This is a genomic window from Pedococcus sp. P2_E2 (assembly GCF_056403955.1).
Window position 1 is genome coordinate 39,761 of record NZ_JBFUEM010000008.1, and the last position, 22,090, is coordinate 61,850.

General features: G+C 69.7%; 21 protein-coding genes. 14 read left to right on the forward strand and 7 right to left on the reverse strand.

Going from position 1 to position 22,090, the window contains the following annotated elements:
• Positions 1-39 precede the first annotated feature (39 nt).
• A complete protein-coding gene (locus AC1DWR_RS17100; protein WP_477613846.1) occupies positions 40-2,175 on the forward strand; it encodes a catalase in 2,136 nt (711 codons plus the stop codon).
• A 10-nt stretch (positions 2,176-2,185) separates the two neighbouring features.
• Here AC1DWR_RS17100 and AC1DWR_RS17105 read toward each other — a convergent pair whose 3' ends face one another.
• Positions 2,186-2,665 carry an SRPBCC family protein gene (locus AC1DWR_RS17105; protein ID WP_477624869.1) on the reverse strand — a complete coding sequence of 160 codons (480 nt, stop codon included), beginning with the start codon at positions 2,663-2,665 and terminating at the stop codon, positions 2,186-2,188.
• Between the two features lie 336 nt (positions 2,666-3,001).
• Between AC1DWR_RS17105 and AC1DWR_RS17110 the strand changes: the two genes are divergently transcribed.
• From AC1DWR_RS17110 to AC1DWR_RS17145, 8 genes are all read left to right on the forward strand, one after another.
• The gene (locus AC1DWR_RS17110) at positions 3,002-3,541 is read left to right on the forward strand and encodes an ABC transporter substrate-binding protein (RefSeq protein WP_477613844.1); all 540 of its coding nucleotides are present in this window, start codon (positions 3,002-3,004) and stop codon (positions 3,539-3,541) included.
• A gap of 224 nt (positions 3,542-3,765) precedes the next feature.
• Positions 3,766-4,092, forward strand: coding sequence for a hypothetical protein (locus AC1DWR_RS17115; protein WP_477613843.1), 327 nt, complete (start codon positions 3,766-3,768; stop codon positions 4,090-4,092).
• Positions 4,093-4,447: 355 nt separating this feature from the next.
• Entirely contained in the window at positions 4,448-5,530 is a 1,083-nt protein-coding gene (locus AC1DWR_RS17120) for a sigma-70 family RNA polymerase sigma factor (protein WP_477613842.1), read from the forward strand.
• Between the two features lie 2 nt (positions 5,531-5,532).
• Positions 5,533-6,426, forward strand: coding sequence for an STAS domain-containing protein (locus AC1DWR_RS17125; protein WP_477613841.1), 894 nt, complete (start codon positions 5,533-5,535; stop codon positions 6,424-6,426).
• A complete protein-coding gene (locus tag AC1DWR_RS17130) occupies positions 6,423-6,809 on the forward strand; it encodes an STAS domain-containing protein (RefSeq protein WP_477613840.1) in 387 nt (128 codons plus the stop codon). The genes AC1DWR_RS17125 and AC1DWR_RS17130 overlap by 4 nt, the downstream gene beginning before the upstream one ends.
• On the forward strand, positions 6,802-7,122 hold the full coding sequence (locus tag AC1DWR_RS17135; RefSeq protein ID WP_477613839.1) for a phosphatase RsbU N-terminal domain-containing protein: 321 nt from the start codon (positions 6,802-6,804) through the stop codon (positions 7,120-7,122). The genes AC1DWR_RS17130 and AC1DWR_RS17135 overlap by 8 nt, the downstream gene beginning before the upstream one ends.
• The gene (locus AC1DWR_RS17140; RefSeq protein ID WP_477624870.1) at positions 7,119-7,526 is read left to right on the forward strand and encodes a hypothetical protein; all 408 of its coding nucleotides are present in this window, start codon (positions 7,119-7,121) and stop codon (positions 7,524-7,526) included. The genes AC1DWR_RS17135 and AC1DWR_RS17140 overlap by 4 nt, the downstream gene beginning before the upstream one ends.
• 81 nt (positions 7,527-7,607) lie before the next feature.
• Positions 7,608-8,282, forward strand: a complete 675-nt coding sequence (locus AC1DWR_RS17145; RefSeq protein WP_477613837.1) for a DUF6766 family protein — start codon at positions 7,608-7,610, stop codon at positions 8,280-8,282.
• A gap of 27 nt (positions 8,283-8,309) precedes the next feature.
• On the opposite strand, the gene AC1DWR_RS17150 is transcribed toward AC1DWR_RS17145, so the two are convergent.
• Genes AC1DWR_RS17150 through AC1DWR_RS17160 form a run of 3 tightly spaced genes read right to left on the reverse strand, consistent with a single transcriptional unit; the run spans position 8,310 to position 11,754 of the window.
• Positions 8,310-8,996 (reverse strand): HAD family hydrolase, encoded by a 687-nt coding sequence (locus tag AC1DWR_RS17150; RefSeq protein ID WP_477613836.1) that lies wholly within the window; start codon positions 8,994-8,996, stop codon positions 8,310-8,312.
• Positions 8,989-10,008 (reverse strand): SDR family oxidoreductase, encoded by a 1,020-nt coding sequence (locus tag AC1DWR_RS17155; RefSeq protein WP_477613835.1) that lies wholly within the window; start codon positions 10,006-10,008, stop codon positions 8,989-8,991. The genes AC1DWR_RS17150 and AC1DWR_RS17155 overlap by 8 nt, the downstream gene beginning before the upstream one ends.
• Before the next feature lie 39 nt (positions 10,009-10,047).
• Complete coding sequence (locus tag AC1DWR_RS17160) at positions 10,048-11,754, reverse strand: alpha-amylase family protein (RefSeq protein ID WP_477613834.1); 1,707 nt, start codon at positions 11,752-11,754, stop codon at positions 10,048-10,050.
• A 147-nt stretch (positions 11,755-11,901) separates the two neighbouring features.
• On the opposite strand from AC1DWR_RS17160, the gene AC1DWR_RS17165 reads away from it, so the two are divergent.
• Positions 11,902-13,740 (forward strand): GAF domain-containing SpoIIE family protein phosphatase, encoded by a 1,839-nt coding sequence (locus AC1DWR_RS17165; protein ID WP_477613833.1) that lies wholly within the window; start codon positions 11,902-11,904, stop codon positions 13,738-13,740.
• Positions 13,741-13,816: 76 nt separating this feature from the next.
• Here the strand turns inward: AC1DWR_RS17165 and AC1DWR_RS17170 are convergent, their stop codons facing one another.
• Both AC1DWR_RS17170 and AC1DWR_RS17175 read right to left on the reverse strand, forming a co-directional pair.
• Positions 13,817-14,500, reverse strand: coding sequence for a phosphatase PAP2 family protein (locus AC1DWR_RS17170; protein ID WP_477613832.1), 684 nt, complete (start codon positions 14,498-14,500; stop codon positions 13,817-13,819).
• A gap of 122 nt (positions 14,501-14,622) precedes the next feature.
• On the reverse strand, positions 14,623-15,081 hold the full coding sequence (locus AC1DWR_RS17175; RefSeq protein WP_477613831.1) for a YkvA family protein: 459 nt from the start codon (positions 15,079-15,081) through the stop codon (positions 14,623-14,625).
• 185 nt (positions 15,082-15,266) lie between these two features.
• Between AC1DWR_RS17175 and AC1DWR_RS17180 the strand changes: the two genes are divergently transcribed.
• From AC1DWR_RS17180 to AC1DWR_RS17195, 4 genes are all read left to right on the forward strand, one after another.
• Positions 15,267-19,175 carry an ATP-binding protein gene (locus AC1DWR_RS17180; RefSeq protein ID WP_477624871.1) on the forward strand — a complete coding sequence of 1,303 codons (3,909 nt, stop codon included), beginning with the start codon at positions 15,267-15,269 and terminating at the stop codon, positions 19,173-19,175.
• Entirely contained in the window at positions 19,162-19,581 is a 420-nt protein-coding gene (locus AC1DWR_RS17185) for a roadblock/LC7 domain-containing protein (RefSeq protein ID WP_477613829.1), read from the forward strand. The genes AC1DWR_RS17180 and AC1DWR_RS17185 overlap by 14 nt, the downstream gene beginning before the upstream one ends.
• An 85-nt stretch (positions 19,582-19,666) precedes the next feature.
• Positions 19,667-19,957: a DUF742 domain-containing protein gene (locus AC1DWR_RS17190; RefSeq protein ID WP_477624872.1), complete on the forward strand. Its 291-nt coding sequence runs from the start codon at positions 19,667-19,669 to the stop codon at positions 19,955-19,957.
• Positions 19,938-20,522, forward strand: a complete 585-nt coding sequence (locus tag AC1DWR_RS17195; protein WP_477624873.1) for a GTP-binding protein — start codon at positions 19,938-19,940, stop codon at positions 20,520-20,522. Before AC1DWR_RS17190 ends, AC1DWR_RS17195 begins: the two co-directional genes overlap by 20 nt.
• A gap of 80 nt (positions 20,523-20,602) precedes the next feature.
• Here AC1DWR_RS17195 and AC1DWR_RS17200 read toward each other — a convergent pair whose 3' ends face one another.
• Positions 20,603-22,084, reverse strand: coding sequence for an LLM class flavin-dependent oxidoreductase (locus tag AC1DWR_RS17200; protein ID WP_477613826.1), 1,482 nt, complete (start codon positions 22,082-22,084; stop codon positions 20,603-20,605).
• Between the last annotated feature and the right edge of the window lie 6 nt (positions 22,085-22,090).

The following is a 22,090-nucleotide window of genomic DNA, read 5'->3' on the forward strand; positions in this document are numbered from 1 at the left end:
TCCGTCGCGAGCTGATTCGCCGCATCGCGAGAGGGAGTCATGTCGAAGAAGAACACGACGAAGCTTGGTTCGACCCGGGCCGGCGCGGGGAAGGCGAAGGCTTCTGCGGCGGGGCAGCCTGCCACGCAGCCCGCCGCGATCCTCGGTTCCGGGGGAGAGGTGCACCAGCCGGTCCAGGGCGGTCAGGTACTCACCACGGCCCAAGGCGCTCCGCTGTCCGACGACCAGAACAGCCTGCGTGCCGGCCAACGCGGACCGACCCTGTTGGAAGACTTCGCCATGCGGGAGAAGATCTTCCACTTCGATCACGAGCGCATCCCCGAGCGCGTCGTGCACGCCCGCGGCTACGGCGCTCACGGCACCTTCGAGACCACCGCCGACCTGTCAGAGCTCACCAGGGCAGCCATCTTCTCGACCGTCGGCAGGAAGACCGAGGCGTTTGTTCGCTTCTCGACAGTGGCCGGCGCCAAGGGATCCTTCGACCTCGCGCGCGACGTACGTGGGTTCGCGGTGAAGCTCTACACGACCGAGGGCAACTGGGACATCGTCGGCAACAACATCCCGGTGTTCTTCATCCAGGACGCCATCAAGTTCCCCGACCTCGTGCATGCGGTCAAGGAGTCCCCTGACCGGGCGTTCCCCCAGGCGCAGTCGGCTCACGACAGCTTCTGGGACTTCGTGTCCTTCACGCCCGAGGCGATCCACATGACCGTGTGGCAGATGTCGGACCGGGCGATCCCGCGGTCGTTCCGCTTCATGGAGGGGTTCGGGGTCCACACGTTCCGCTTCGTGAACGCCGACGGGGTGTCGACCTTCGTGAAGTTCCACTGGCGACCGCTCCAGGGCCTGCAGTCGGTCGTGTGGAACGAAGCGGTCAAGATCAACGGTGCCGACCCTGACTTCCACCGGCGTGACCTCTGGAACGCGATCACCAGCGGGGACCTGCCGCAGTGGGACCTTGCCGTGCAGGTGTTCGACGAGTCGTTCGCCGAGGAGTTCGACTTTGACGTGCTGGACGCGACCAAGCTGATCCCGGAGGAGCTGGTGCCGCTGCAGGTCGTCGGACGGCTGACGCTGGACCGGGTTGTGGACAACGACTTCGCCGAGACCGAGCAGGTCGCCTTCCACACGGGGAACGTCCCGCCGGGCATCGACTTCTCCAACGACCCGCTGCTCCAAGGGCGCAACTTCTCCTATCTCGACACCCAGCTCTCCCGCCTGGGCACGCCCAACTTCACGCAGCTGCCGATCAACGCACCTCGGTGCCCGGTGGCACACTTCCAGCGCGACGGCAAGATGCAGTACGAGGTGCCGACGGGCCGAGTCAACTACGAGCCCAACGGTTTCGGCGCCGCCGAGCGCGGACCTCGAGCGGACGCGGCAGCGGGCTTCCAGAGCCATGAGGAGCCGCTCGAGGGCACCAAGGTGCGGGTGCGTTCGGCCACCTTCTCCGACCACTACAGCCAGGCCCGACAGTTCTTCATCAGCCAGACGCCGGTCGAGCAGGACCACATCGTGAAGGCCTACACGTTCGAGCTGAGCAAGTGCGAGATCCCGCAGGTGCGGACGCGCATGCTGGCTCACCTGCTCAACGTGCACGAGGACTTGGCGACTGGCGTGGCAGGCGGCCTTGGTATGCCGTTGCCCGAGGCAGAGTACCGCCGATGGCTCGACCTCCCGCCTTCGGACGCGCTCAGCATCCTCAAGAGGGGTCCGGGCAGCTTCGCCGGCCGCAAGCTGGGAGTGCTCGTCACCGACGGCACCGATGCCGCGGTGCTCACGGCACTGGCGGACGCGTTCGCCGAGGCTGGCGCCGTCCTGGAGACGATCGCCCCCGTCGTGGGTGGGGTGACCCTCAGCGACGGCTCGGTGCTGCTGGCCGACCAGATGATCGACGGTGGACCCTCCGTGCTCTACGACGCGGTGGTGCTGCTGCCGGGCGCCAAGGCCGTCCCGGCGTTGGCCGTCCGCAGCACCGCCAAGGACTTCGTCTCGGACGCCTTCGCCCACCACAAGTTCGTCGGGTACAACGCCGCCTCACGCCCGCTCCTGGAGGCGGCCGGGGTGGCCGACCTGCTCGATGCCGGGTGTGTGAAGGTCACCAAGTCGACTGCGACCACGTTCGTGAAGAAGTGCGGCGCGCTGCGTTACTGGGAGCGCGATGTCCAGCCCTGACGGGCGCTGCTCACTGCCCGCTGACGCGTTCGCGGCGTTTGCCCTCGGCGATGTACGCCAGCCGGCGCAGGGCCTCGACATTGCGCGGGCCGATGGCGAGCTGCCGCAACGGGCGGGGCAGCAAGGTGCCGGGCCCTGACACGGCGTCCTCGGCCATGGCCACAGTGCACGACTCGTCGCTGCCGGGGATGATCGTGAGTACGACCTTCGCCTCACCCACGGGCCAACCGCGGGCCTTGAGGACGAGCTCGCTGGGCTCGCTGGAACTCAGGACGTGCGTCGTGTCACTCAGAACCGTGGGCCACACCCCGAAGGAGTGGTGGATGCGCGCGCCTTCGGCCGGCCATTCGGGGTCGACGCCCCTCACTCTTGACGCGCCGACGACCCAGGTGGCGTAGAACCAGCCGTCGGCGAGCACGTCCCAGACGGCTTGCGCAGGAGCATCGATGTCTCGGGTGACGGTGATGACGCCTGTGGTCGGGAGTTCCATGGTCAGCTCTTCCTCCAGTCGGGCGGGTGGACGCTGCAACGGCAACGGTAGCGCCGTCGGCGGCTGCGAGACGGGTGTGGGACGGGGCGGCGCGTATCTGGCGGCTGACGCCTTCGAGGGCCGGACATGACGCGAGTGTCAGTGGCTGGCCGGCTTCCCCACGCTGGGATGGTGGCGCGCAGCCGCCCCGCGAACCACAGATCCCGCGTCATGTGGCTGCCGACCGGAGTCTTCATCTGTGTGGACAGGAACCAGATGGACCTACAGGTCCACGCCTAGCCAAGGAAGAACAAGCCCCTACGGAGCTCCACCCGGGCTCCACCGAAGGAGCAAGTCATGTTGAAGACCAAACTTGTCGGAACCGGCACGGCCATTCTCTTGGCCGGGGCAGTTGGACTCGTCCCGGCTGCCGCCTCTGCGAGTGCGGCGCCCACAGCGAAGGCCGTGGCTCCCACCGCACAAGCCGCAGCCACGACCCTGCCCGTGACGGGCACCTTGCCCAACGGCACGGCGTTCACGGGTCAGCTGAGCAACCTGACGACCTCGGTCGTCAATGGTGTCGTCCAGCTCTCCGGGACCATCACCGGCACCGGACTGCCCGCGGGCGGGACGACCTTCACGGCACCGCTGCAGGACGTTGCGGTGACGCAGGGCTGCAGCATCCTGACCCTTGACCTCGGCCCGCTCCACCTCGACCTGCTGGGTCTGGTCATCGACCTCGCCCCGGTGTCGTTGGACGTCACGGCGGTCCCCGGTGCGGGCAACCTCCTGGGCAACCTGCTGTGCGCCGTTGCCGGCCTGCTGGACGGGCCGGGCAACGCTCTCGGTGGCATCGCAGCGCTGCTCAACCGTCTGCTGACAGGTCTCGGCCTCTGAGCCGCGTGAGCGACTGACGTGGCAGTGGCGTCCCTGCGCCGCCCCTCACCGCAGGGGCGCCGCTGCCACCCCCCAAAGCCCGGCGACAGCGCCCGACGCAATTGGAGCTCGTGATGACCGTGATCGCCTTCAGACCTCGTCCCCGGCGTGGTGCGCGTCCCCCGGACGGCGACGGCACGCCCATCAGTGGGACGTTCCGATCTCCGCGGGGACGTTCAGGGGCCATGACCGGGTCGCTGCGGCTCCAGCGACTGGTCATCGTGCCGCGCGGTGCCTTCATCACCGGGGTCTTCACGGGTCAGCTCCGTGAGCCGGACGGAACCCTGGTCGGAGTGGACAGCCGTCGCGCCACCGCCCCGGTCGACCTGGTGCGTGACGACAGCGGCCTACGACCCGTGGTCCGACCACTGCAGCTCGACCTGATGGGGATCACCGTCCACGTCGAGCGTTTCACGATCGAACCTTCGCTTGCCTTTCCTCGCGGGGAGAGCAGCACCGGAGGGAGGGCACGCACCACCCGCACGAGTCGGGCTCGCGTGGAACCGCTGTGAAGGCCGTCGCGCTGGCTGCGCCGGGTCTGGTGCTCGGGCTGCTGCACGTTCTCCAGAAGCTGGAGTCGTGGACCGTGGAGGACAGCGCGCCAGCTGTTTCCCGCAGACCGCCCCCGGCACCGTTTCCGCACCCAACGGCCCTCGAAACCAAGGACCACTGACCAGCGAGGGCGCTCCACCTGCTGATGGTGACGGGACCAGCCGCGCGGCGCCGGGATGCGAGGTTCCTCTCCCGGCGCCACGCGGTGTCCACCCGCTCTCGGTCACGGCACGGGGCGTCCTGCCTGTCGCCGCTGGACGCCAACTGTGCAGGTCAGAGGGGTGGAAATGCTCGGTGCGGCGTAGTGTCGCACCCGTGAGCACGGCCGGGGCGGCCGACGAGCCGAGGGAGCCAACAGGGGCGGCAGATGTCGCGGCCCTGATCCCCATGCTGCGCCGGATCGTCGCAGCCCGGGTCGGCCAGCACCCCGCGGCGGAGGACCTGGTCCAGGAGACGCTGCTCCGGGTGCTGGCGGCCGAGAACCGGATCGAGCCCGGCATGATCGAGCCATACGCGATCGCCACGGTCCGCAACGTCATGGCCACCATGTGGCGCAACGACGACCGAGAAGTCCGCAACAGGCACCGGGTGCTCGACCCGAGCGAGCCGGAGGAGGCCGAAGAGGTCGTCGTCGCCTCGGAGGAACAGTCCGCCATCAACGAGGCGCTTCGCCGGCTGACCGACCGCGAACGAGAGGTCCTGCTGGCGCATGAGGTGAGTGGTCGCGCCACCCAGTCGCTGGCGGAGGAGACCGGAAGCACGGCCGGTGCTGTGGCCGCCCAGCTGAAGCGGACCCGAGCCCGGTTGCGGGTCGAGTACCTGCTCGCGCTGGAGCGGGCCGAGCCCCCCACAGACAGATGCAGGCCTGTGCTGCTGGCCCTCTCCAGCGCGGACCGACGACGACAGCGTGAGGTCGATGCTGCTCGACACCTGCTCGAGTGCGAGCTCTGCGCCCGGCTCAGCGAACCACTGCTCGGCAGGGGGCCGGTGCGGGACGACGAGGTGCACGTGCCAATCAGCGCGGACCCGGACATCGTCACGGTGCGTCAAGCCGCTCGCGAGCTGGCGGTGCGCGCCGGCTTCAGGGGCACAGACCTGACGCTGCTCGCCACGGCCGTGTCGGAGGTGGCCCGCAACATCGTCCGGTTCGCCTCACCCGGGGAGGTGACGATCGAGCTGCTCGAACGTCCACGTCCCGGCATCCGGGTCGTCGCCCGGGACACCGGACCCGGCATACCGGACGTCGAGAAGGCCATGGAAGACGGCTACAGCACCTACAGCGGACTCGGCCTCGGGCTTCCCGGAGCCAGACGGCTGATGGACGAGTTCACCATCGTCTCCGAGGCGGAGCACGGCACCACTGTGAGCATGACCAAATGGTTCGACAAGAAGGGATGAGCATGAACGCCCAGAACACGGAGGACCCGACGGAGCACGAGCCGTCCCTGTCCGGCAACCAGCTGCTTCCCCAGCTGGTGGCCCACCTGAGGGAACATCGCGCGAAGCTCCGCAACGAGTGGGCGTCCCGCATCCGCGATGCCCACCTGCTCGAGGCCATGACCCCGCAGGAGATGATCGCCGAGACCACGTCGGTCTATGACAACTACGTGGAGGTGCTCGAGACCGGCAGTGTGGAAGCGTTGCAGCACTATGCCCGCGACCTGTCGGAGCGGATCATCCCGCGGGGGGTCGAGACGCATGAGGTGGTCGGCATCGTGTTGCTGCTGAGGGATGTCCTGGCGCGGTCGCTCTTCGAGAAGTACCAGCGGGACTTCGCCCTACTCAACCAGATCCTCGACGCGTACGAACCGGCGGCGAACCGTATCGCCAACACCGTGGCCGTCAGCTTCGTCGACGAGCGTGAGCGCGTCATCCGCCAGCAGCAGGACGCCATCAAGGAGCTGTCGACCCCGGTGCTGCCCGTTCGGGAGAGGCTCCTCATCCTGCCGATCATCGGCGTTTTGGACAGCGAACGGGCCAGGCAGCTCACCGAGCAGCTGCTGAGCGGCATACGCACCCATCGCGCCAAGGTGGTCGTCATCGACATCACGGGGGCCCCGGACGTCGACGAGACCGTCGCGAACCACCTGGTGCAGACGGTAGACGCCTCGCGGCTGATGGGTGCCAGCGTCATCATCACCGGCCTGTCGCCCACGATTGCGCAAACCCTCGTCACGATCGGCGTGGACCTGAGCAAGATGAACACCATCGGCGACCTCCAGGGCGGCCTCGAGGAGGCCGAGCGGCTGCTCGGCTACGCGGTGACGCGCAAGGCGGTGACTGACGGCTCGTGAACTCCGGACCGGCCCTCGTCTCCATACTGCGTCAGGGTGACACCCTCGTCGCGTCGGTCCACACTGCCCTGGACGACTCGGAGATGGTCCGGTTCCAGGACGACCTCGTCCGCCAGATCGGTGAGCACCGCGCGCGTGGCGTCATCATCGACGTGGCAGCACTGGACGTGATCGACAGCTTCGGGTCGCGCACGCTGCAGTCGATCGCCGACATCGCCCGCCTGCGCGGCGCGGCCACCGTCATCGTCGGCATCCAGCCCGAGGTCGCGTACGCCATGGTGCGCCTGGGTATGGGGATGGGTGAGGTCCCGACGGCGCTGGATCTGGAGGAGGGCCTCGACTACCTCACGAGGATCCGTGGACAGGGGAACAGGCATGAGTGACGTCGAGGACCTGACCCTCGACTACCGTGCCGCGTTCCAGCGCTACCTGCCCCAGCGCAGTGAGGCGGCGCTGACGCTGGGCTACCAGCTGGGGCGCCAGGCGATCGTCCGGGGGGTGAGTCTTCTCGACCTGGTCCACGTCCACCACCTCGTCCTCGCCGAGGTCCTCGAAGACAGCCCGGAAAATGACGTGCGCGGGGTCACGGCTGCCGCCTCCGAGTTCCTGCTGGAGGTGCTCTCGACGTTCGACATGGCACACCGGAGCCTGAGCTCCGCGACATCGAAAGCCGTGCAGGGCAGGGGCAACGGATGACATCCCGCTACCGAATCATCATGGCCCTCACGTCCCTGGCCACAGTGTCGGGCTGCGCGGGCCAGGGGAACGTCGAGGCCGCCACCGTGAAGGCAGCGGCCAGCACGTTCGTCCGGTCCGTGAGCACCGCGCCCGCGACGGCCTGCGGGCTGCTGGCCCCCGAGACCCTTCGAGCCCTCGAGGAGTCCGACGGCCCTTGCGCGGAGGCCTTGCAGTCCTCCGCGGAGGAGAAGGGCTCCACCTCGGTGGAGTCCGTGCAGGTCTACGGCAAGGACGCTGTGGTGCACCTGTCGACGGACACGATCTTCCTCGCCCGGTTCAAGCAGGGATGGCGCGTGACCGCCGCGGGCTGCAGCCGGCAGCAAGACGGCCGGCCGTATGACTGCAAGGTCAAGGGAGCCTGACGTGCGTGCATGGTTCGCCGGGTACCTGCTGTTCATCGGACTGGGACTCACCTTCTGCTTCGCCATGGGGGTGACCCACCGATGAGGACGTGGCTTCGTGAGAACAGCCTCACCCTGGCCTTCTCGGTGCTACTCCTGGTTGCCCTCGTCGGTCAATCACTCACCGGGGAGGCCTCGTACAACGAGGCGGCGATGGACGCCGGGCTACCCACACTCACCTTGCGGGAGTACGTCACCTCGTCGCAGTTCGCGGTGGACGTTGCAGAGAACTGGCAGTCGGAGTACCTGCAGTTCCTGCTCTACATCCTCCTGACGGTGTGGCTCCTGCAGAAGGGGTCCCCGGAGTCCAAGCCCCTCGACCACGCCGGTCGTGGGTCGGACAAGGACCAGAAGGTCGGACGCTATGCGGACGTGGGGTCGCCCACGTGGGCCAAGGTCGGGGGTTGGCGGACCAGCCTGTACTCACGCTCCCTCGGACTGGCGATGGGGGCGGTCTTCCTCGGGTCGTGGACGGCGCAGCTGGTCGCCGGTCGCAGTGCCTACAACGCCGAGCAGCTGCAGGACCTCCAGGATCCGCTGACGTGGAATGGCTACCTGCACGCTCCGGACTTCTGGAATCGCACCTTCCAGAACTGGCAGTCGGAGTTCCTCGCCGTCGGCAGCATGGTGGTGTTCAGCATCTACCTGCGGGAGCGCGGGTCGCCGGAGTCCAAGCCGGTCGGGAGCGCCCACAGCAGCACGGGAGTCGAGGGCTAGGCGCCCTGCCCTCCGGAGCCGCGGCAGCTACGCGCCGGGCGAGGCTTCCGGTCGGGCACTCCGGAGGGCGTCGTGCAGTGCGGCGAGGTCGGGGAAGGTGAGCTCGGCTCCGGCGTCGTGCAGCTCGGGCGCACTGGTCCCCCCGGTCGCGACCCCCACCCCGGAGGCCCCGACGCGGGTCGCGGCCTCCATGTCCCAGACGGAGTCACCGACCACCATCAGGTCCTCGGGCTCGAGGTCCGCTCGCGTCATGACGGACTCGAGCAGGTCCTTGCTGGGCTTCGAGCTCGCCACGTCGTCGCCCGTGACGATCAGGTCGAAGTCGGGCTGGTCCAGGACCTCGAGCATCGCCCACAGGTCCCGTTCCCCGCCGGACGTGGCGAGCGCCACCGTCAGCCCGGCGTCCCGACACCACTGCAGGAGTGAACCGGCGCCCGGAAGCGGGTGCAGACGGTCGTGCCACGTGCCGAACAGTGCATCGTGGGCAGCCGTGATGGCGCTGTCCTGGCTCCGGTTCCGCCGGTCACCGAGCACGTGGTCGAGCAGGTTGTCGGCCCCCATCCCCACCGCGTGGTGCACCATCGCCATGGGCCGGTCGTGACCGAACTGCTGCATCGCCTCCCACCAGCTGATCGTGTGGACGTAAGTCGAGTCGACCAGGGTGCCGTCGAGGTCGAAGACGATCCCGCTGACGCGGGTGAGCACGTCAGACATGCTTCCTTCCCCGCATCGCCCGCCCTGCGAGGACCGTCCCGCCCGCGGCGCCGAGGGCGAGGACCGCCGTGACCTCCTTGGGGCGGTGGGAGAGCTCCTGCTGCCAACTGCGGCCCTTCGCCCGGTCGTCGAAGGAACCGTGGGCGCCGAAGTCCCGGCCGCCGGGACCGTCCGCCGCGTCCCACAGGTTGGCTGGGTCGGCTGGGTCCCGGGGTTCGTCGGTCTGCTGGGCGTTGTATGCCGTCCGAGCCAGGTAGCGATCGAGCAGGCCGGGCGCGACGGCGTTGGCGACCAGGGTGCCGACGGTGGAGGCGCCGACCCAGTACTCCCGCCGACGGGGGTGGTCGGCTGCGTAGACGACCGCACGCGCAGCGACCTCGGGCTGGTAGATCGGCGGGACGGGCTGGGCACGTCGAGGGAGCTTCGACAACACCCAGCCGAACTGAGGTGTGTTGAGGGCCGGCATCTGGACCATCGTGACGCGGACGTTGCTGCCATCGTGCAGCAGCTCGCAGCGGAGCGACTCGTGGAAACCCTGGACGGCGTGCCGTGCACCGCAGTACGCGGTCTGGAGCGGGATTCCCCGATAGGCCAGCGCTGACCCCACGTGGACGATCGTTCCGCGGTTGCGCGCCCGCATCCGGGGAAGGGCCGACATCGTGCAGTACACGTAGCCGAGGTAGCTCACCTCGGTGGCGCGGCGGAACTCGTCGGCGGTGACCTGGCTGAACGGCGCGAACACGGAGGTGAACGCCGCGTTGACCCACACGTCGATCGGACCGAGCTCGTCCTCGATCCGGGCCACGGCGCTCTCGACCGCCTCTGCGTCGGCGACATCCACGGGCACCGAGAGGGCCTTGACCCCAGCCTGCTGTGCCTCCCGGACGGCAGCCTCGAGCCCCGAGCTGCCTCTCGCGATGAGAGCGACGTCGTCGCCTCGCCGCGCGAACTCACGGACGCAGGCGCGTCCCACGCCTCCACTCGCACCCGTCACGACCACCACTCGTTTCATCGGACTGCTCCTCTCCTTCGTTGGTCCTTCCCGATGCGGTCAGGCGATCCGCTCGTCGCCTTCGCGAATAACCTGCAGCCACCTGCACCCGTAGCCGTCGAGGTCGACCTCGACCGTCGGAGCGCCCGAGCCGTCTCCGACCGGCTCGAGGCGGTAGTCCGCGAGCAGGTCGGTCAGGTGGACGATCGGCGGCAGGTCGTCGCCGGCGATCGTGGCCAGCGAGAGCGGCACGCGACAGGCCTCCGAGCCGAGGTTGTGGACCGCGATGGTGGCCCAGGGGTCTACGCGGGCGACGTGCGCCAGGACGGCGTCGAACGGCTGCTCGAGCGGGTGGAACCGACCCCATCCGAGCTCGGGCGACTGGCGGTAGCGGCGGATCAGCTGGGCCACGAAGGTCCACAGCGAGTCGGGGTCGTTGCGCTGGGAGGCCACGTTGACGTGGTCGGGTCCGTAGGCGCCCTCCGTGACGGGCCGCGGCAGCCGGCCCTTCGCCGCACGGGAGAAGCCGCCGTTCTTGGCCGCGCTCCACTGCATCGGCGTCCGCACGGCATACCGGCCCGGCACGTCGAGGTTCTCGCCCATGCCGATCTCTTCGCCGTAGAAGAGAACCGGGCTGCCGGGCAGCGAGAACATGAGGGAGTAGGCCAGCCGGATGCGGCGGGGGTCGCCGTCGAGCATCGTCGGCAGCCGGCGGCGCAGGCCGCGCCCGTAGAGCTGCATTGCGGGGTCGGGTCCGAAGGCGTCGAAGACCTCCTGGCGCTCCTCGTCGGTGAGCTTGTCGAGGGTGAGCTCGTCATGGTTGCGGAGGAAGTTCACCCACTGGCTCTCCTCGTCGGCCTCCGGCCTGCCCTGCAACGCCTTGCCCAACGGCCGTGCGTCGCCGCGCGCGAGGGACAGCCAGGTCGCCTGCATGCCGATGAAGTCGAACTGCATGGTGAGCTCGTCCCCGTCCGCTCCGCCGAAGAAGGCCGTCTGCTCTGCGCGCGGCACGTTGACCTCTCCGAGGAGGACGACGTCGCTACCCCGCCGCCCGCAGAACGCCTTGACGTGGCGCAGGGTCTCGTGGGGGTCCCACTCGAACTTCTGGTCCTTCTTGGGCACGGTGTCCCGCGCGAAGAGGAACGGCACCGCGTCGATGCGGAAACCCGAGACGCCCAGCTCGAGCCACAGACCCATGACTTTGACGATCTCGTCGCGGACCTTGGGATTGGCGGTGTTGAGGTCAGGCTGGGTCTTGTAGAAGTTGTGCAGGTACCACTCGTCGGTGCGGGGGTCCTTCTCCCAGATGCTGTCCTCCTTGTCGGGGAAGACGACCATCGCCGACGTGTCCGGTGGGGCCGTCGAGCGCCACACGTAGTAGTCCCTGTACGGGTTGTCGGTGCCCTTGCGGGCCTGCACGAACCACGGATGGTGGTCCGACGTGTGGTTCATGACGAAGTCGAGGATGACCCGGATGCCGCGCGACCGCGCGGTCCGGACCAGCTCGACGAAGTCACCCAGGTCGCCCAGCCGGGGGTCGACGCCCAGGAAGTCGGTGATGTCGTACCCGTCGTCCACGTCGCGCGTCGGGTAGAGCGGCATGAGCCACAGGCACGTGACGCCGAGGTCGGCCAGGTAGTCGATCCGGCGCGCCATGCCCGCCAGGTCGCCCTGCCCGTCCCCGTCGGCATCGAGGAAGGTCTGGACGTCGGCGCAGTAGAACACCGCGGTCTTCCACCACAGGTCGGCCGTCTTGGACATCTGCATGTGTCCTCACTACCACCGTTGGCCCGAGCCAGCCACCGCGAAAGCGCTGGTCAGGAGGCCGCGCCGATCTCCCGACCCCCAAAGATCGTCCGGCCGGGTTCTTGGCGATCCCGAGCCGCGGCAGGCGCTCGCTGTCATCATGTCGGCATGACACAGGGGTCTGGCATCGAGGCGCGGCTCGACTACCGCCTGACCGGACTTGCCCGCGTGACGGCCGAGCTCATCCGGGCGGCCAGCGCAGAGGACGTCACCAGGATCGTGGTCGAACACAGCTCCGAAGCCGTGGGAGCGACCATGGCCTCGCTCAGCCTGAAGGACGGGCCCGACACGATCCGGCTCATGGGGCTGCGGGGTGGGGACGAGGGAGATGCCGAGGCCTTCGCGACCTACCCCTTGTCGATGCCGAGCCCGGCGGCTGACGTCATCGTCTCGGGTCGTCGCATCCTGTTGTCCGGTCGTGAGGCGATCCTCGATGCCTATCCGGACACCCCGCGGATAGATCGCGGCGACCGCTCGGTGCTGGTCCTGCCGTTGAACACCGCGAACGACACCCTCGGGGCGATCGGGCTGTCCTTCCCCGGACGACGCAGGTTCGAGCCCACGGAGCTCGACTGCCTCGACATCCTGGCCGACACCTGCGCCCAGGCGTTGCAGCGCGTGCAGGCCGAGCAGGAGGCAGCCGACCGCCAGACCAAGCTGACCTTCCTCGCCGAGGCCTCGGCCGAGCTCGCGAGCAGCCTCGACTACGAGTCCACCCTGGCGCGGGTGGCCCAGCTCGCAGTGCCGACCTTCGCCGACTGGTGTGCGATCGACCTGGTCAAGGACAACCGGCTGCGCCGGCTCGCCGTGGCCCATGTCGACCCGGCCAAGGTGGCGTACGCGCACGAGCTCGCGGAGCGGTACCCCAGCGACCCGAACTCCGCCAGCGGTCCGTGGCAGGTGATGAGGACAGGGCGCAGCGAGCTCATCGCGGAGATCACCGACGAGATGCTCGTCGCCGGGGCCCGGGACGAGGAGCACCTCCGGATCGCGCGAGAGCTGGCGTTGTACAGCGCGGTGACCGTCCCCCTCGTCGCGCGCGGACGAACCCTCGGCGTCATCACGTGGGTGAGCGCGGAGTCCAAGCACCGCTACACGGAGGGCGACCTCGTGTTCGCCGAGGACATCGCGCGCAGGGCGGCCGTCTCGATCGACAACTCCGAGCTGCACAGCGAGACCCTGGCGGTCGCCACCCGGCTGCAGCACGCCGTCCTCCCGGTCGGGCTGCCGGTGATCGAGGGCTGCGATGTCGCGGCGCGCTACCTGCCGTCTGGCCGTACCGAGGTGGGGGGCGACTTCTACGACGTGGTCGCCCTCACGGACGGGCGGGTGGCGGTCTTCGTCGGAGACGTGATGGGGCGTGGGGTCGAGGCCGCCGCGTCGATGGCGCAGATGCGGGCATCGGTGCGCGCCTACATCGCCGCGGACCCGCTCCCGGACGTGGTGCTGACCAAGCTCGACCTGATGCTCGCTGCCTACGGTGACGAGCAGTTCGTCACGCTGGCCTACCTGCTGGTCGATCCGGGACGGAACGACCTGCTGGTCGCGAACGCCGGACATCCGGCGCCGATCCTCCTGCGAGCAGACAATTCCGTCGAGCAGTTTCCCAGTGCCGACGGTGGGCCCTTGGCCATCGGAGAGGGACGACGTCGTCGCCATCGGATGTGGTTCGGTCCCGGCGACACCGTCCTGCTCTTCACCGACGGGTTGATCGAGCGGCGCACCGAGGACATCGACGTCGGTCGAGAACGACTCACGGCTGCCCTCGCCGGCCTCACGGACCCGGACCTGTTCCGCGGCCTGTGCGGCACCATCGCCGCGGTCGCGGACGAGACGCATGACGACGACGTGGCTGCGGTCGCCCTGCGTCGGCACGCCGCGGTGCCGACGGCGCGAACCCTCGAGAACGCCGCCGCCGGCGCCGAGGACCTCGAGCCCGCGCCCTGACGACCGCGCGCCCTGACGACTTCCAGGCGCCCTGCGACTGTCAGGCGCCCTGCGACTGTCAGGCGCCCTGCGACTGTCAGGCGCTCTTGCGACGCAGGTAGGCCCAGGCCAGGAGCGCGCAGGCCAAGCCGTTGGCCATTCCCACCAGGATGTCGGTCAGGTGGTGCATGCCTCGGTAGAGGCGGGCCCACGCCACCAGCACAGGGATGACGAGGCACACCGCCGTCACGGCCCGGCGCAGCACGGGTGACTCGATCCGCTGGGCCAGGAGCGCGAAGCTGACGTAGAGCGCGGTGGCCGCACCGACGTGACCGCTCGGGTAGCTCGAGGTCGGCGGAGCCGGGTCGAGGTGGGCCACGTGGGGCCGGGGCCGGCCCACGACGGCCGTGGCGATCACGAAGACGGTGGCCTGGAGGGAGATCGCGATGGCCGGTATGACGGCCACCCACCACTGCCGCGTGCCCCACCAGAGGAGGCCGACGGCGATCACGCACACCCCGATGACGATCTCGGTGTTGCCGATGTGGGACCACACCAGCGTCACGTCGTCCCACCGCGGGGTGCGCACGCCCTGGGCGTCCTTGCTGATGCCCTCCTCGGAGGGCAGGCCGCCGAGAGGTCCCTTGATCAACAGCCCGATGCCCACGATGGCAGCCCAGAGGGCAACTGCCGGGGCGACGGCGCGGACGAACGCGTCCCGGACCGCGGAGCCGACTGGAGGCGACGAGCGATCGTCGGTGTAGCGCGTCAAGAAGGCCATGGTGTCCTACTCCGGTGGGGGTGCACAGCTTGACGAGCCTAGCGCCCAAAGCCTCGGCCACGGGTCGCTGACCTGCGCAGATGCTGAGCCGGCAGGTGGGACACCGGAGTCGCGCTGCTCCGTCAGTCCCGAAGCCCAGCCAGGGCGCGGACCGCGGCGAGGCCTTCGGGGCTGCCCGGCCAGTGCCGCTCGAGCGCCTCCGCCCCTGCGCGCCGGGTGACCGAGCGCAGTACCAGGGCCACGAGGATGGCGTCGTCGGCATAGCCGATGACGGGGAGGAAGTCCGGCACGACGTCGACCGGGCTCGCGAGGTAGGCGAGCAGCAGCCACAGGCGCACTCGCGCGGCACGCGGCACCGTGGCGTCCACGGCCAGGCGTCGCAGCAGGCGAAGGAGGTCGGGCAGCAACCGCAACGCCTCCCGCAACCGCAGGTCGTCCGGACGGGCCCACCACAGTGCCACCACCAGGACGACCCAGAGCAGCACCAGGCCGCCACCGACGGTTGCGGCCAGCGACCACCACGCGGGCGCGCCGTCGGCCAGGTCGATCCGCGGGAGGGGCATCCCGTCAGTCTCGCCCATGCCCAGGCCGCGTATACCGGCGACACCGCAGGCACGCTGGTTCGCCCCTCCGGGGTGGTCTAGTCCGTTCGGTCAGAACTACGCAGGCCAAACGTGCCAACCGCCGTTGGATACCTATCCCTGCCCCCTGTGGGCGCACGTATGTTGCCGTTCGCCCAAGTTTTCGTCGTGAGGAAGGTGGCTCCGTGTCCAGACTGCAGTCGGCGGCTGGCCGTGTCCCCCAACGCTGGTCGTTCGGTCAGTGGCCCCTCCGTCGCAAACTGGCAGCCGCCATCGTTCTTCCCGTGCTGCTGGCCTTCGTCTTCGGTGGCCTCCGCGTCAAGAACGACTTCGACTCCTCTCGCAAGCTCTCGCGGGCCGCGGACACCGTCCTCGTCATCCGCCCCGTTGTCGAGTACAACCTCGCAGTCCAGCGGCTGGCTGCTGCCGAGAGCGTCGGCGGCGGCGGCGTCATCGCCGCCATCACGAAGTACGAGTCCGCGGCGGCGAACCTCCGCATCGCCATCAAGGTCCCCGGCGTCCCTGACTCGGTGAAGGAGAGCGCCACGACGGCGCTGTCGCTCGGGCAGGCAGTGCGTACGGCCAAGACGCAGAACGGCTTCTCCGACACCGTCATCGACAAGTCGGGCAACACCGCCACCCTGATGTCCTCGGCGGTCTCCGACCTCGGCCTCAGCGACGACTCGGCCTCCGCCAAGCTCGTCGTGGCCCTCCAGGACGCCATCGCCGCCCAGCGCGCCATGACCGGCGAACAGGTCAACCTCGCCAACACTGACGACGCAGCCGCCAACCTGCGCGCCGTCGGTCAGGTCGGCGCCGAGACCGCAGCCCTGACGCGACTCATGTCGGCCTCGACGGGCGAGCAGGTCGGACAGGTCCGCCAGCTCCTCAACGAGAACGGCCGCCGTGGCTACACCCTCCAGCAGGCGTCGCCCGACAAGGCCCAGATCCAGGGGCTCGGAACGGTCATCGAGTCCAGCAACGCCGGCTACACCAAGCTCATGGACGGGCAGCTGACCGCGCTCGAGACCAACCTCCGCCAGCGCGCGGCAGAGCACCGCACCGCAGCGATCCTCAACGCCATCATCGTGATCGCTGCGCTGACGGCCGCCCTGGCCCTGGTCGTGGCCCTCATCCGCTCGCTCCTCCTCCCGATCCGCGCCGTGCGCCAGGGCGCCCTGGAGGTTGCCAACAAGCGGCTGCCGGAAGCGGTCACCGCCATGCGTGACGGCACCGAGCTCCCCGCCTTCGAACCGATCCCGGTCCACACGACCGAGGAGATGGGTCAGCTCGCTCGCGCCGTGGACGACCTCCACACCCAGGCCCGCACCCTCGCCGGCGAGCAGGCCCGCCTGCGTGTTCAGGTCGGCCACATGTTCGAGACGCTGTCGCGCCGGAGCACGTCCCTCATCGACCAGCAGCTCAGCCTCATCGAGCGCCTCGAGAGCGACGAGGAAGACCCCAAGCGGCTGCAGAGCCTCTTCCGCCTCGACCACCTCGCCGCCCGTATGCGCCGCAACAGCGACTCGCTGCTGGTGCTCGCCGGCACGTCCACCCGTCGTGGCGTGTCCGGGTCGGTCTCGGTCTCCGACGCAGTCCGTGCGGCCGTGTCCGAGGTGGAGAACTACGAGCGCATCGACATCGGTGACACCTCGAACGACCACGTCCTGGGTGCGGTCGGCTCCGACCTCATCCACCTGGTCGCCGAGGTCGTGGACAACGCCCTCTCCTACTCGCCGCCCACCTCCCGTGTGGCGATCCGTGGTGCCCGCACGCCCGAAGGCGGCCTCCTCATCGAGGTCTCCGACCGTGGCCTCGGTATGCCGCCCAAGGAGCTTGCTGCCCTCAACGACCAGCTCGCGCACGGTGGCGACATCACCGCCGACACCGCCCGTCGCATGGGCCTGTTCGTGGTCGGAAGCCTCGCGAAGCGGCACGGCATCGCGGTGCGGCTGCGCCGCAACGGCGACGACAAGCAGGGCATCACGGTGTCCGTGCACCTGCCCGCGGCCCTGCTCGCCGACAGCAGCCGGGGCGAGCGCCCGGCGCGCCCGGCCGCTGCTCCAGCCGTTCCTGAGGCGCCGGCAGCCTCCTCCCTCGGAGCCCCGCCCGCGTCGGCTGTCGGCGGCACCACCAAGTCCGGCCTGCCCACCCGCGTGCGCGGCGCCAGCGGCGCCACGCCGAGCCCGGTGCCGGGTGCAGCCAAGAAGGTGCTGCCCACCCGCACGCCGGGGGCCCACGGCCCCTCGGCCGCGAACGGCATACAGACCCCCGCCAAGCCCGTCATCGACGGTGCCGACGCGGCGGTGGAGGAGAAGGCGCCCACCAACGGCCACGCCGCCCCGGAGAAGGGTGTCAACGGCTCGTCCGACAAGCCCGCCGTCAACGGCGCGACCGTCGCGCCGACGGACGACACCCCGGCCACGCAGGTTCCTGCCGAGGCTGCGACGGCCGCTGTCGCCGACCCCCAGGTCTCCGACCCCGAGGTCACCGAGGCCCCCACCCAGAGCCAGGACGCTCCGGCGGCAGAGGCAGCCACCGGGCCCCAGCTCTCGGCGTCCGGACTTCCGGTCCGCAAGCCACGGGCCACCGGGATCACCGAGTACCGCGAGTTCGAGGACGCCCCGTCCGCGCCCGAGGAGGAAGCACCGACCAAGCCCGGTGCCAAGTCGAGTGCCCCCGCCGCCAAGTCGGGCCGGCTCAGCTGGCTTCCCGGCCGCGCGAAGGCGGCCGCCGAAGCCGCCCGGATCGAGGCGGAGGTCGACGAGCCCCGTCAGATGCCCTCCAACCTGTCCGCCTGGCTCGAGCACCGCGCCAAGATCGTCGAGGCCGGCAAGGCCCGTGAGCTCGGGGCCGAGGACCCGGCAACCGACGGCGAGACCGCAGCGCACACCGACATCGCCGCCCAGGACAACTCGATCGACTCGATCGACTCGATCCACTCACCTGAGTCGAACGGCTCGTCGGTCAGCAGCGACTCGATGGACTCGCACGACTCGACCACCGAGATGCACGTGCCCGAGGAGTGGGTGGCCGAGGTCGCCCTTGTCGAGGCCGCCGATGCCGGGTCCGACCAGGTCCCGGAGCAGCACTCCGAGCAGGACTCTGACGACGCTCCCGTCGGAGAGGCCGGAGGCGAGCTGGTTGCTGACGGCGCACCCGAGGCCGTTGCCGACGCGCCGGCGGAGGCTTCCGCCGAGGTGTCGGCGCCGGTCGACAGCCTCGATGTCGTCCAGGCCCCTGTCACCGGGCCGGAAGGTGCCACGCCGCTGCCGACCCGCGTCCCGGGGGCGACGTCCGCGCTTGCCACCCAGGACCCCACGGCTGGCGCACCCAGCTCACGGCCGGCGATGCGGGCGCACAACACGTCCTTCTTCGGCGCCCGTCGGGCCCGCGACGCGGCCGTGGTGCCGGAGCGCGAGGAGACCGTCGTCAGCGCGGAGGCCGCGACCACCGAGTCCGTGCCCGAGGCCGTGACCGAGCCGGTCGCCGTTGTCGAGCAGGAGACCGAGGTCGTCGCGTTCCAGGAGCCGGTGGTCGAGGCAGTCGCCGACGTCGAGCAGGAGACCGAGGTCGTCGCGTTCCAGGAGCCGGTGGTCGAGGCAGTCGCCGACGCTCCCGAACAGCGCGTCGACGAGGGCGTCGAGACGGCAGCCGAGGAGACCACCGAGCTGGTTGCGGTGGCGCCCGAGGACGTCGAGGAGCCGGCGAGCGCGCCTCGCAGCGGGAACCTCAACGACACCCCCATCTTCCGAGCGATGATGTCGCGCTGGCTGACCGACGACTCGTCGGTGCCCGCATCGGCATCGTGGTCGACCAACGAGGCTGACCAGGCGTGGTCAGCCGCCGCACGGATCGAGGAGACCCAACCCCTGGAAGAGTCCGCAGCCGGCCTCCCCATGCGACGCCCGGGCAGCTACCTGATCCCCGGCGCCGTCGACGAGGCCGACGAGAAGCCCGCTGCCCCCGCAGCATCGCGACGCGATCCCGAATCGATCCGCCGCAACCTCAACCGCCACAAGAACGGCGTGAGCTCCGCTCGCACCGAGGCACAAGATGGAACACACCGAGAGGAAGCCGATGTACACCACTGACGCCATGGCCCAGCCCAAGGGCGAGTACGACTGGCTCGTGGCCAAGTTCACGACGGAGACCCCTGGCGTTTCACACGCCATCCTGGTGTCCGCCGACGGGCTTCCCATGGCCGCCAGCGAGCAGCTGCCCGTCGATCGCGCCGAGCAGATGGCAGCCGTGGCCTCGGGCATGGCCAGCCTCGCCTCGGGCGCGGCCCGCCTCTTCCAGGGCGGCACGGTCCTGCAGTCCGTCATCGAGATGGAGCTGGGCTACCTGCTCCTCATGAGCGTCGGGGACGGCTCGCACCTGGCAGCACTCACCAGCACCGACTCTGACATCGGTCAGGTCGGCTACGAGATGGCGGTCCTGGTCGACCGCGTCGGCAAGATGATCGACGCGTCTGCCCGGACCCCGATGTCGGGCTAGACCCATGGCGCCAGACGGACGCGAAGTGTCGGCAGGCCCTCGCCTGGTCCGGCCGTACGCACTGACGTCCGGACGCACCGAGTCCGTGGTCGACCTTCCCATCGAGGCCACGTTCGAGGTGCTTCCCTCCGGACGCACCACGACCTGGCCCGAGGGCGACCTCTCGGGGCGGATCATCGACCTGTGCGCAGCCAAGGAGTCGGTGGCCGAGGTCTCGGCAAAGCTGCACATCCCACTCGGCGTCGCCCGGGTGCTCCTGGGTGACCTGGTCACCGCCGGGCACCTCAAGACGCGAACGACCATCTCCGAAAACACGACATCCGACGAACGACGTGAACTGATTGAAAGGACACTCAGTGGACTACGCGCCCTCTAGCCGCAACAGCGCCTCGACGAAGATTGTCGTGGCCGGCGGGTTCGGCGTCGGCAAGACCACCTTCGTTGGTGCCGTCTCCGAGATCGATCCCCTGCGCACCGAGGCTCTTGTCACCAACGAGTCCGAAGGCCAGGACGACATCTCCAAGGTGCAGCAGAAGCACACCACCACCGTGGCGATGGACTTCGGTCGCATCACCTTGGCCGAGAACCTCGTTCTCTACCTGTTCGGCACTCCTGGCCAGCGCCGGTTCTGGTTCATGTGGGACGACCTGGTCAAGGGCGCCATCGGTGCCGTCGTTCTGGTCGACGTCCGTCGCCTCGACGACAGCTTCGCCGCCGTCGACTACTTCGAGGCCAAGGGCCTGCCGTTCATCGTCGCGCTCAACCAGTTCGACGGTTCGCAGGAGTTCGGTCCCGACGAGATCCGCGAGGCTCTCGCCATCCCGTCGCACATCCCCGTCATCGCGGTCGATGCCCGCGACCGCGAGTCCGCCAAGCGGGCCCTCGTTCGCATCACCGAGTTCGCGCTGACCCAGCTCACGGGTGTCTCCGCCTCGGCCTGACCCCGGCCCGTCACCGCACGGGCCTGCTGACCGCGACGCCGGGTGCCACTTCGACGAGGTGGCACCCGGCTCGGTCATGTCTAACGGCCGGTCAGGACTCCCGCGAGCCGCTCGACGTCCTCGGGGCCTTCGAGGTCGGGCAAGCCCACGAAGACGGTCCGGACGCCGCGTTGCGCCAACGTGAGGAGGCGCTCGTGGTGCAGGGCCGCTTCGCCCGCGTGGTGACGTGACGCGTAGGTCGTGGCCGGCGTGCGACCTCGCAGCCGCTCGACCCGGCGCCAGGTGTCCTCACGGTCGAGGCCGACGACAGGGAGGTCCAGCACGGTCACGGCCACCTCGTCGGCATCGCGCCCGACCCTGTCGCAGTGCCTGCGCAGGACGGCGAGCTTGCGTTCCAGCGTCGGCAGGTTGCTGGGGAGGTTGCAGGCGTCCGCGAGCTCCGCCGCGATGCGCAGCGTCCGCTGCTCGCCGCCGCCGCCCACGATGATCTGTGGTTGCCCCACAGGCCGCGGGTATGCCGTGGTCTCGGGCAACGTGACCCGTCTGCCCTGGTGTGCCTTGGTGCCCTTGCCCCACAGGGCGCGGATCGTCTCGATCGAGGCCTCGAGCTGGTCGAGCCGTTCTGCCGGCGGGGGAAAGGGCAGCCCGAACGCGAGGTGCTCGCGCTCCCACCAGCCGGCCCCGAGTCCGACGAAGGCGCGACCACCGGAGAGCACATCAAGCGTGGCAACGGTTTTCGCGATGATGCCGGGAGCGCGGAAGGTCACCGGCGAGACGAGGGTGCCGAGTCGCAGGTTCGTGTCCAGGCCGGCGAGCATGCCCAGCGTCACCCACGGCTCGGGGATCGGCTCCCAGGCCCGGTCCACCTGGGGGATCTGGATCAGGTGGTCCATGAGGGCGATCCCGCTGAAGCCGAAGTGGTCCGCCGCCAGGGCTACCGAACGCAGCCAGCCGGCCGGGTCCGCACCCCAGGGAAAACGTGACACCTGGATCACGACGTCGAGCCCGAGGTCACCCGCCCCGGTCGTCGACGCCGCGGTCACCTGTCCGGCGGACGCCGGCCGAGCGGCCGCCGCGTCCTCCGGCGTTGTGGTGGTCCCCGACATCCGGTCGGCCGCCGACGACGTCTCGCTGACGGTCCGGACCACGTCCCACCCCTCGTCGGCGAGGGCCTCGCGGACGCGCCCGAACGTCGCGAGCTGTCGGCCCAGTACGGCCGCGGGAACGGGTCGGTCGCGCTGGGAGTTGCGCGCGCGGCATACGGCGGGGGTTGTCTCGAAAAGCACTGCGACGCAAGGAAGTCCAGCCGCCCGGCCTTGCTCGCGCAGGCGGTCGCGGAGGTCCGGGTCCAGCCCGAGGGTGTCGACGACGACGGTCAGTCCGCGGCGAGCCCGCGCCGCCACGACCTGGTGCAGGACCGCGAACGCGTCGGCCGATGCGTCGAGGTCGTGCTCACCACTGCCGACCACCGCGCGCAGGGCGTCCGACGACACGACCTCCTGCTGCCGGTAGTGCTGCGCAGCCCAGGTCGACTTGCCCGCACCGCTCGGGCCGACGAGCACGACCAG

Bases quoted from the DNA above. Each gene is read 5' to 3' on its own strand.
- AC1DWR_RS17125 (WP_477613841.1), top strand. From the start codon at position 5,533: ATGAACGCCCAGAACACGGAGGACCCGACGGAGCACGAGCCGTCCCTG.
- AC1DWR_RS17145 (WP_477613837.1), top strand. From the start codon at position 7,608: ATGAGGACGTGGCTTCGTGAGAACAGCCTCACCCTGGCCTTCTCGGTG.
- AC1DWR_RS17100 (WP_477613846.1), top strand. From the start codon at position 40: ATGTCGAAGAAGAACACGACGAAGCTTGGTTCGACCCGGGCCGGCGCG.
- AC1DWR_RS17140 (WP_477624870.1), top strand. From the start codon at position 7,119: ATGACATCCCGCTACCGAATCATCATGGCCCTCACGTCCCTGGCCACA.
- AC1DWR_RS17160 (WP_477613834.1), bottom strand. From the start codon at position 11,754: ATGCAGATGTCCAAGACGGCCGACCTGTGGTGGAAGACCGCGGTGTTC.
- AC1DWR_RS17165 (WP_477613833.1), top strand. From the start codon at position 11,902: ATGACACAGGGGTCTGGCATCGAGGCGCGGCTCGACTACCGCCTGACC.
- AC1DWR_RS17135 (WP_477613839.1), top strand. From the start codon at position 6,802: ATGAGTGACGTCGAGGACCTGACCCTCGACTACCGTGCCGCGTTCCAG.
- AC1DWR_RS17105 (WP_477624869.1), bottom strand. From the start codon at position 2,665: ATGGAACTCCCGACCACAGGCGTCATCACCGTCACCCGAGACATCGAT.
- AC1DWR_RS17170 (WP_477613832.1), bottom strand. From the start codon at position 14,500: ATGGCCTTCTTGACGCGCTACACCGACGATCGCTCGTCGCCTCCAGTC.
- AC1DWR_RS17115 (WP_477613843.1), top strand. From the start codon at position 3,766: ATGACCGGGTCGCTGCGGCTCCAGCGACTGGTCATCGTGCCGCGCGGT.
- AC1DWR_RS17150 (WP_477613836.1), bottom strand. From the start codon at position 8,996: ATGTCTGACGTGCTCACCCGCGTCAGCGGGATCGTCTTCGACCTCGAC.
- AC1DWR_RS17155 (WP_477613835.1), bottom strand. From the start codon at position 10,008: ATGAAACGAGTGGTGGTCGTGACGGGTGCGAGTGGAGGCGTGGGACGC.
- AC1DWR_RS17185 (WP_477613829.1), top strand. From the start codon at position 19,162: ATGTACACCACTGACGCCATGGCCCAGCCCAAGGGCGAGTACGACTGG.
- AC1DWR_RS17110 (WP_477613844.1), top strand. From the start codon at position 3,002: ATGTTGAAGACCAAACTTGTCGGAACCGGCACGGCCATTCTCTTGGCC.
- AC1DWR_RS17175 (WP_477613831.1), bottom strand. From the start codon at position 15,081: ATGGGCGAGACTGACGGGATGCCCCTCCCGCGGATCGACCTGGCCGAC.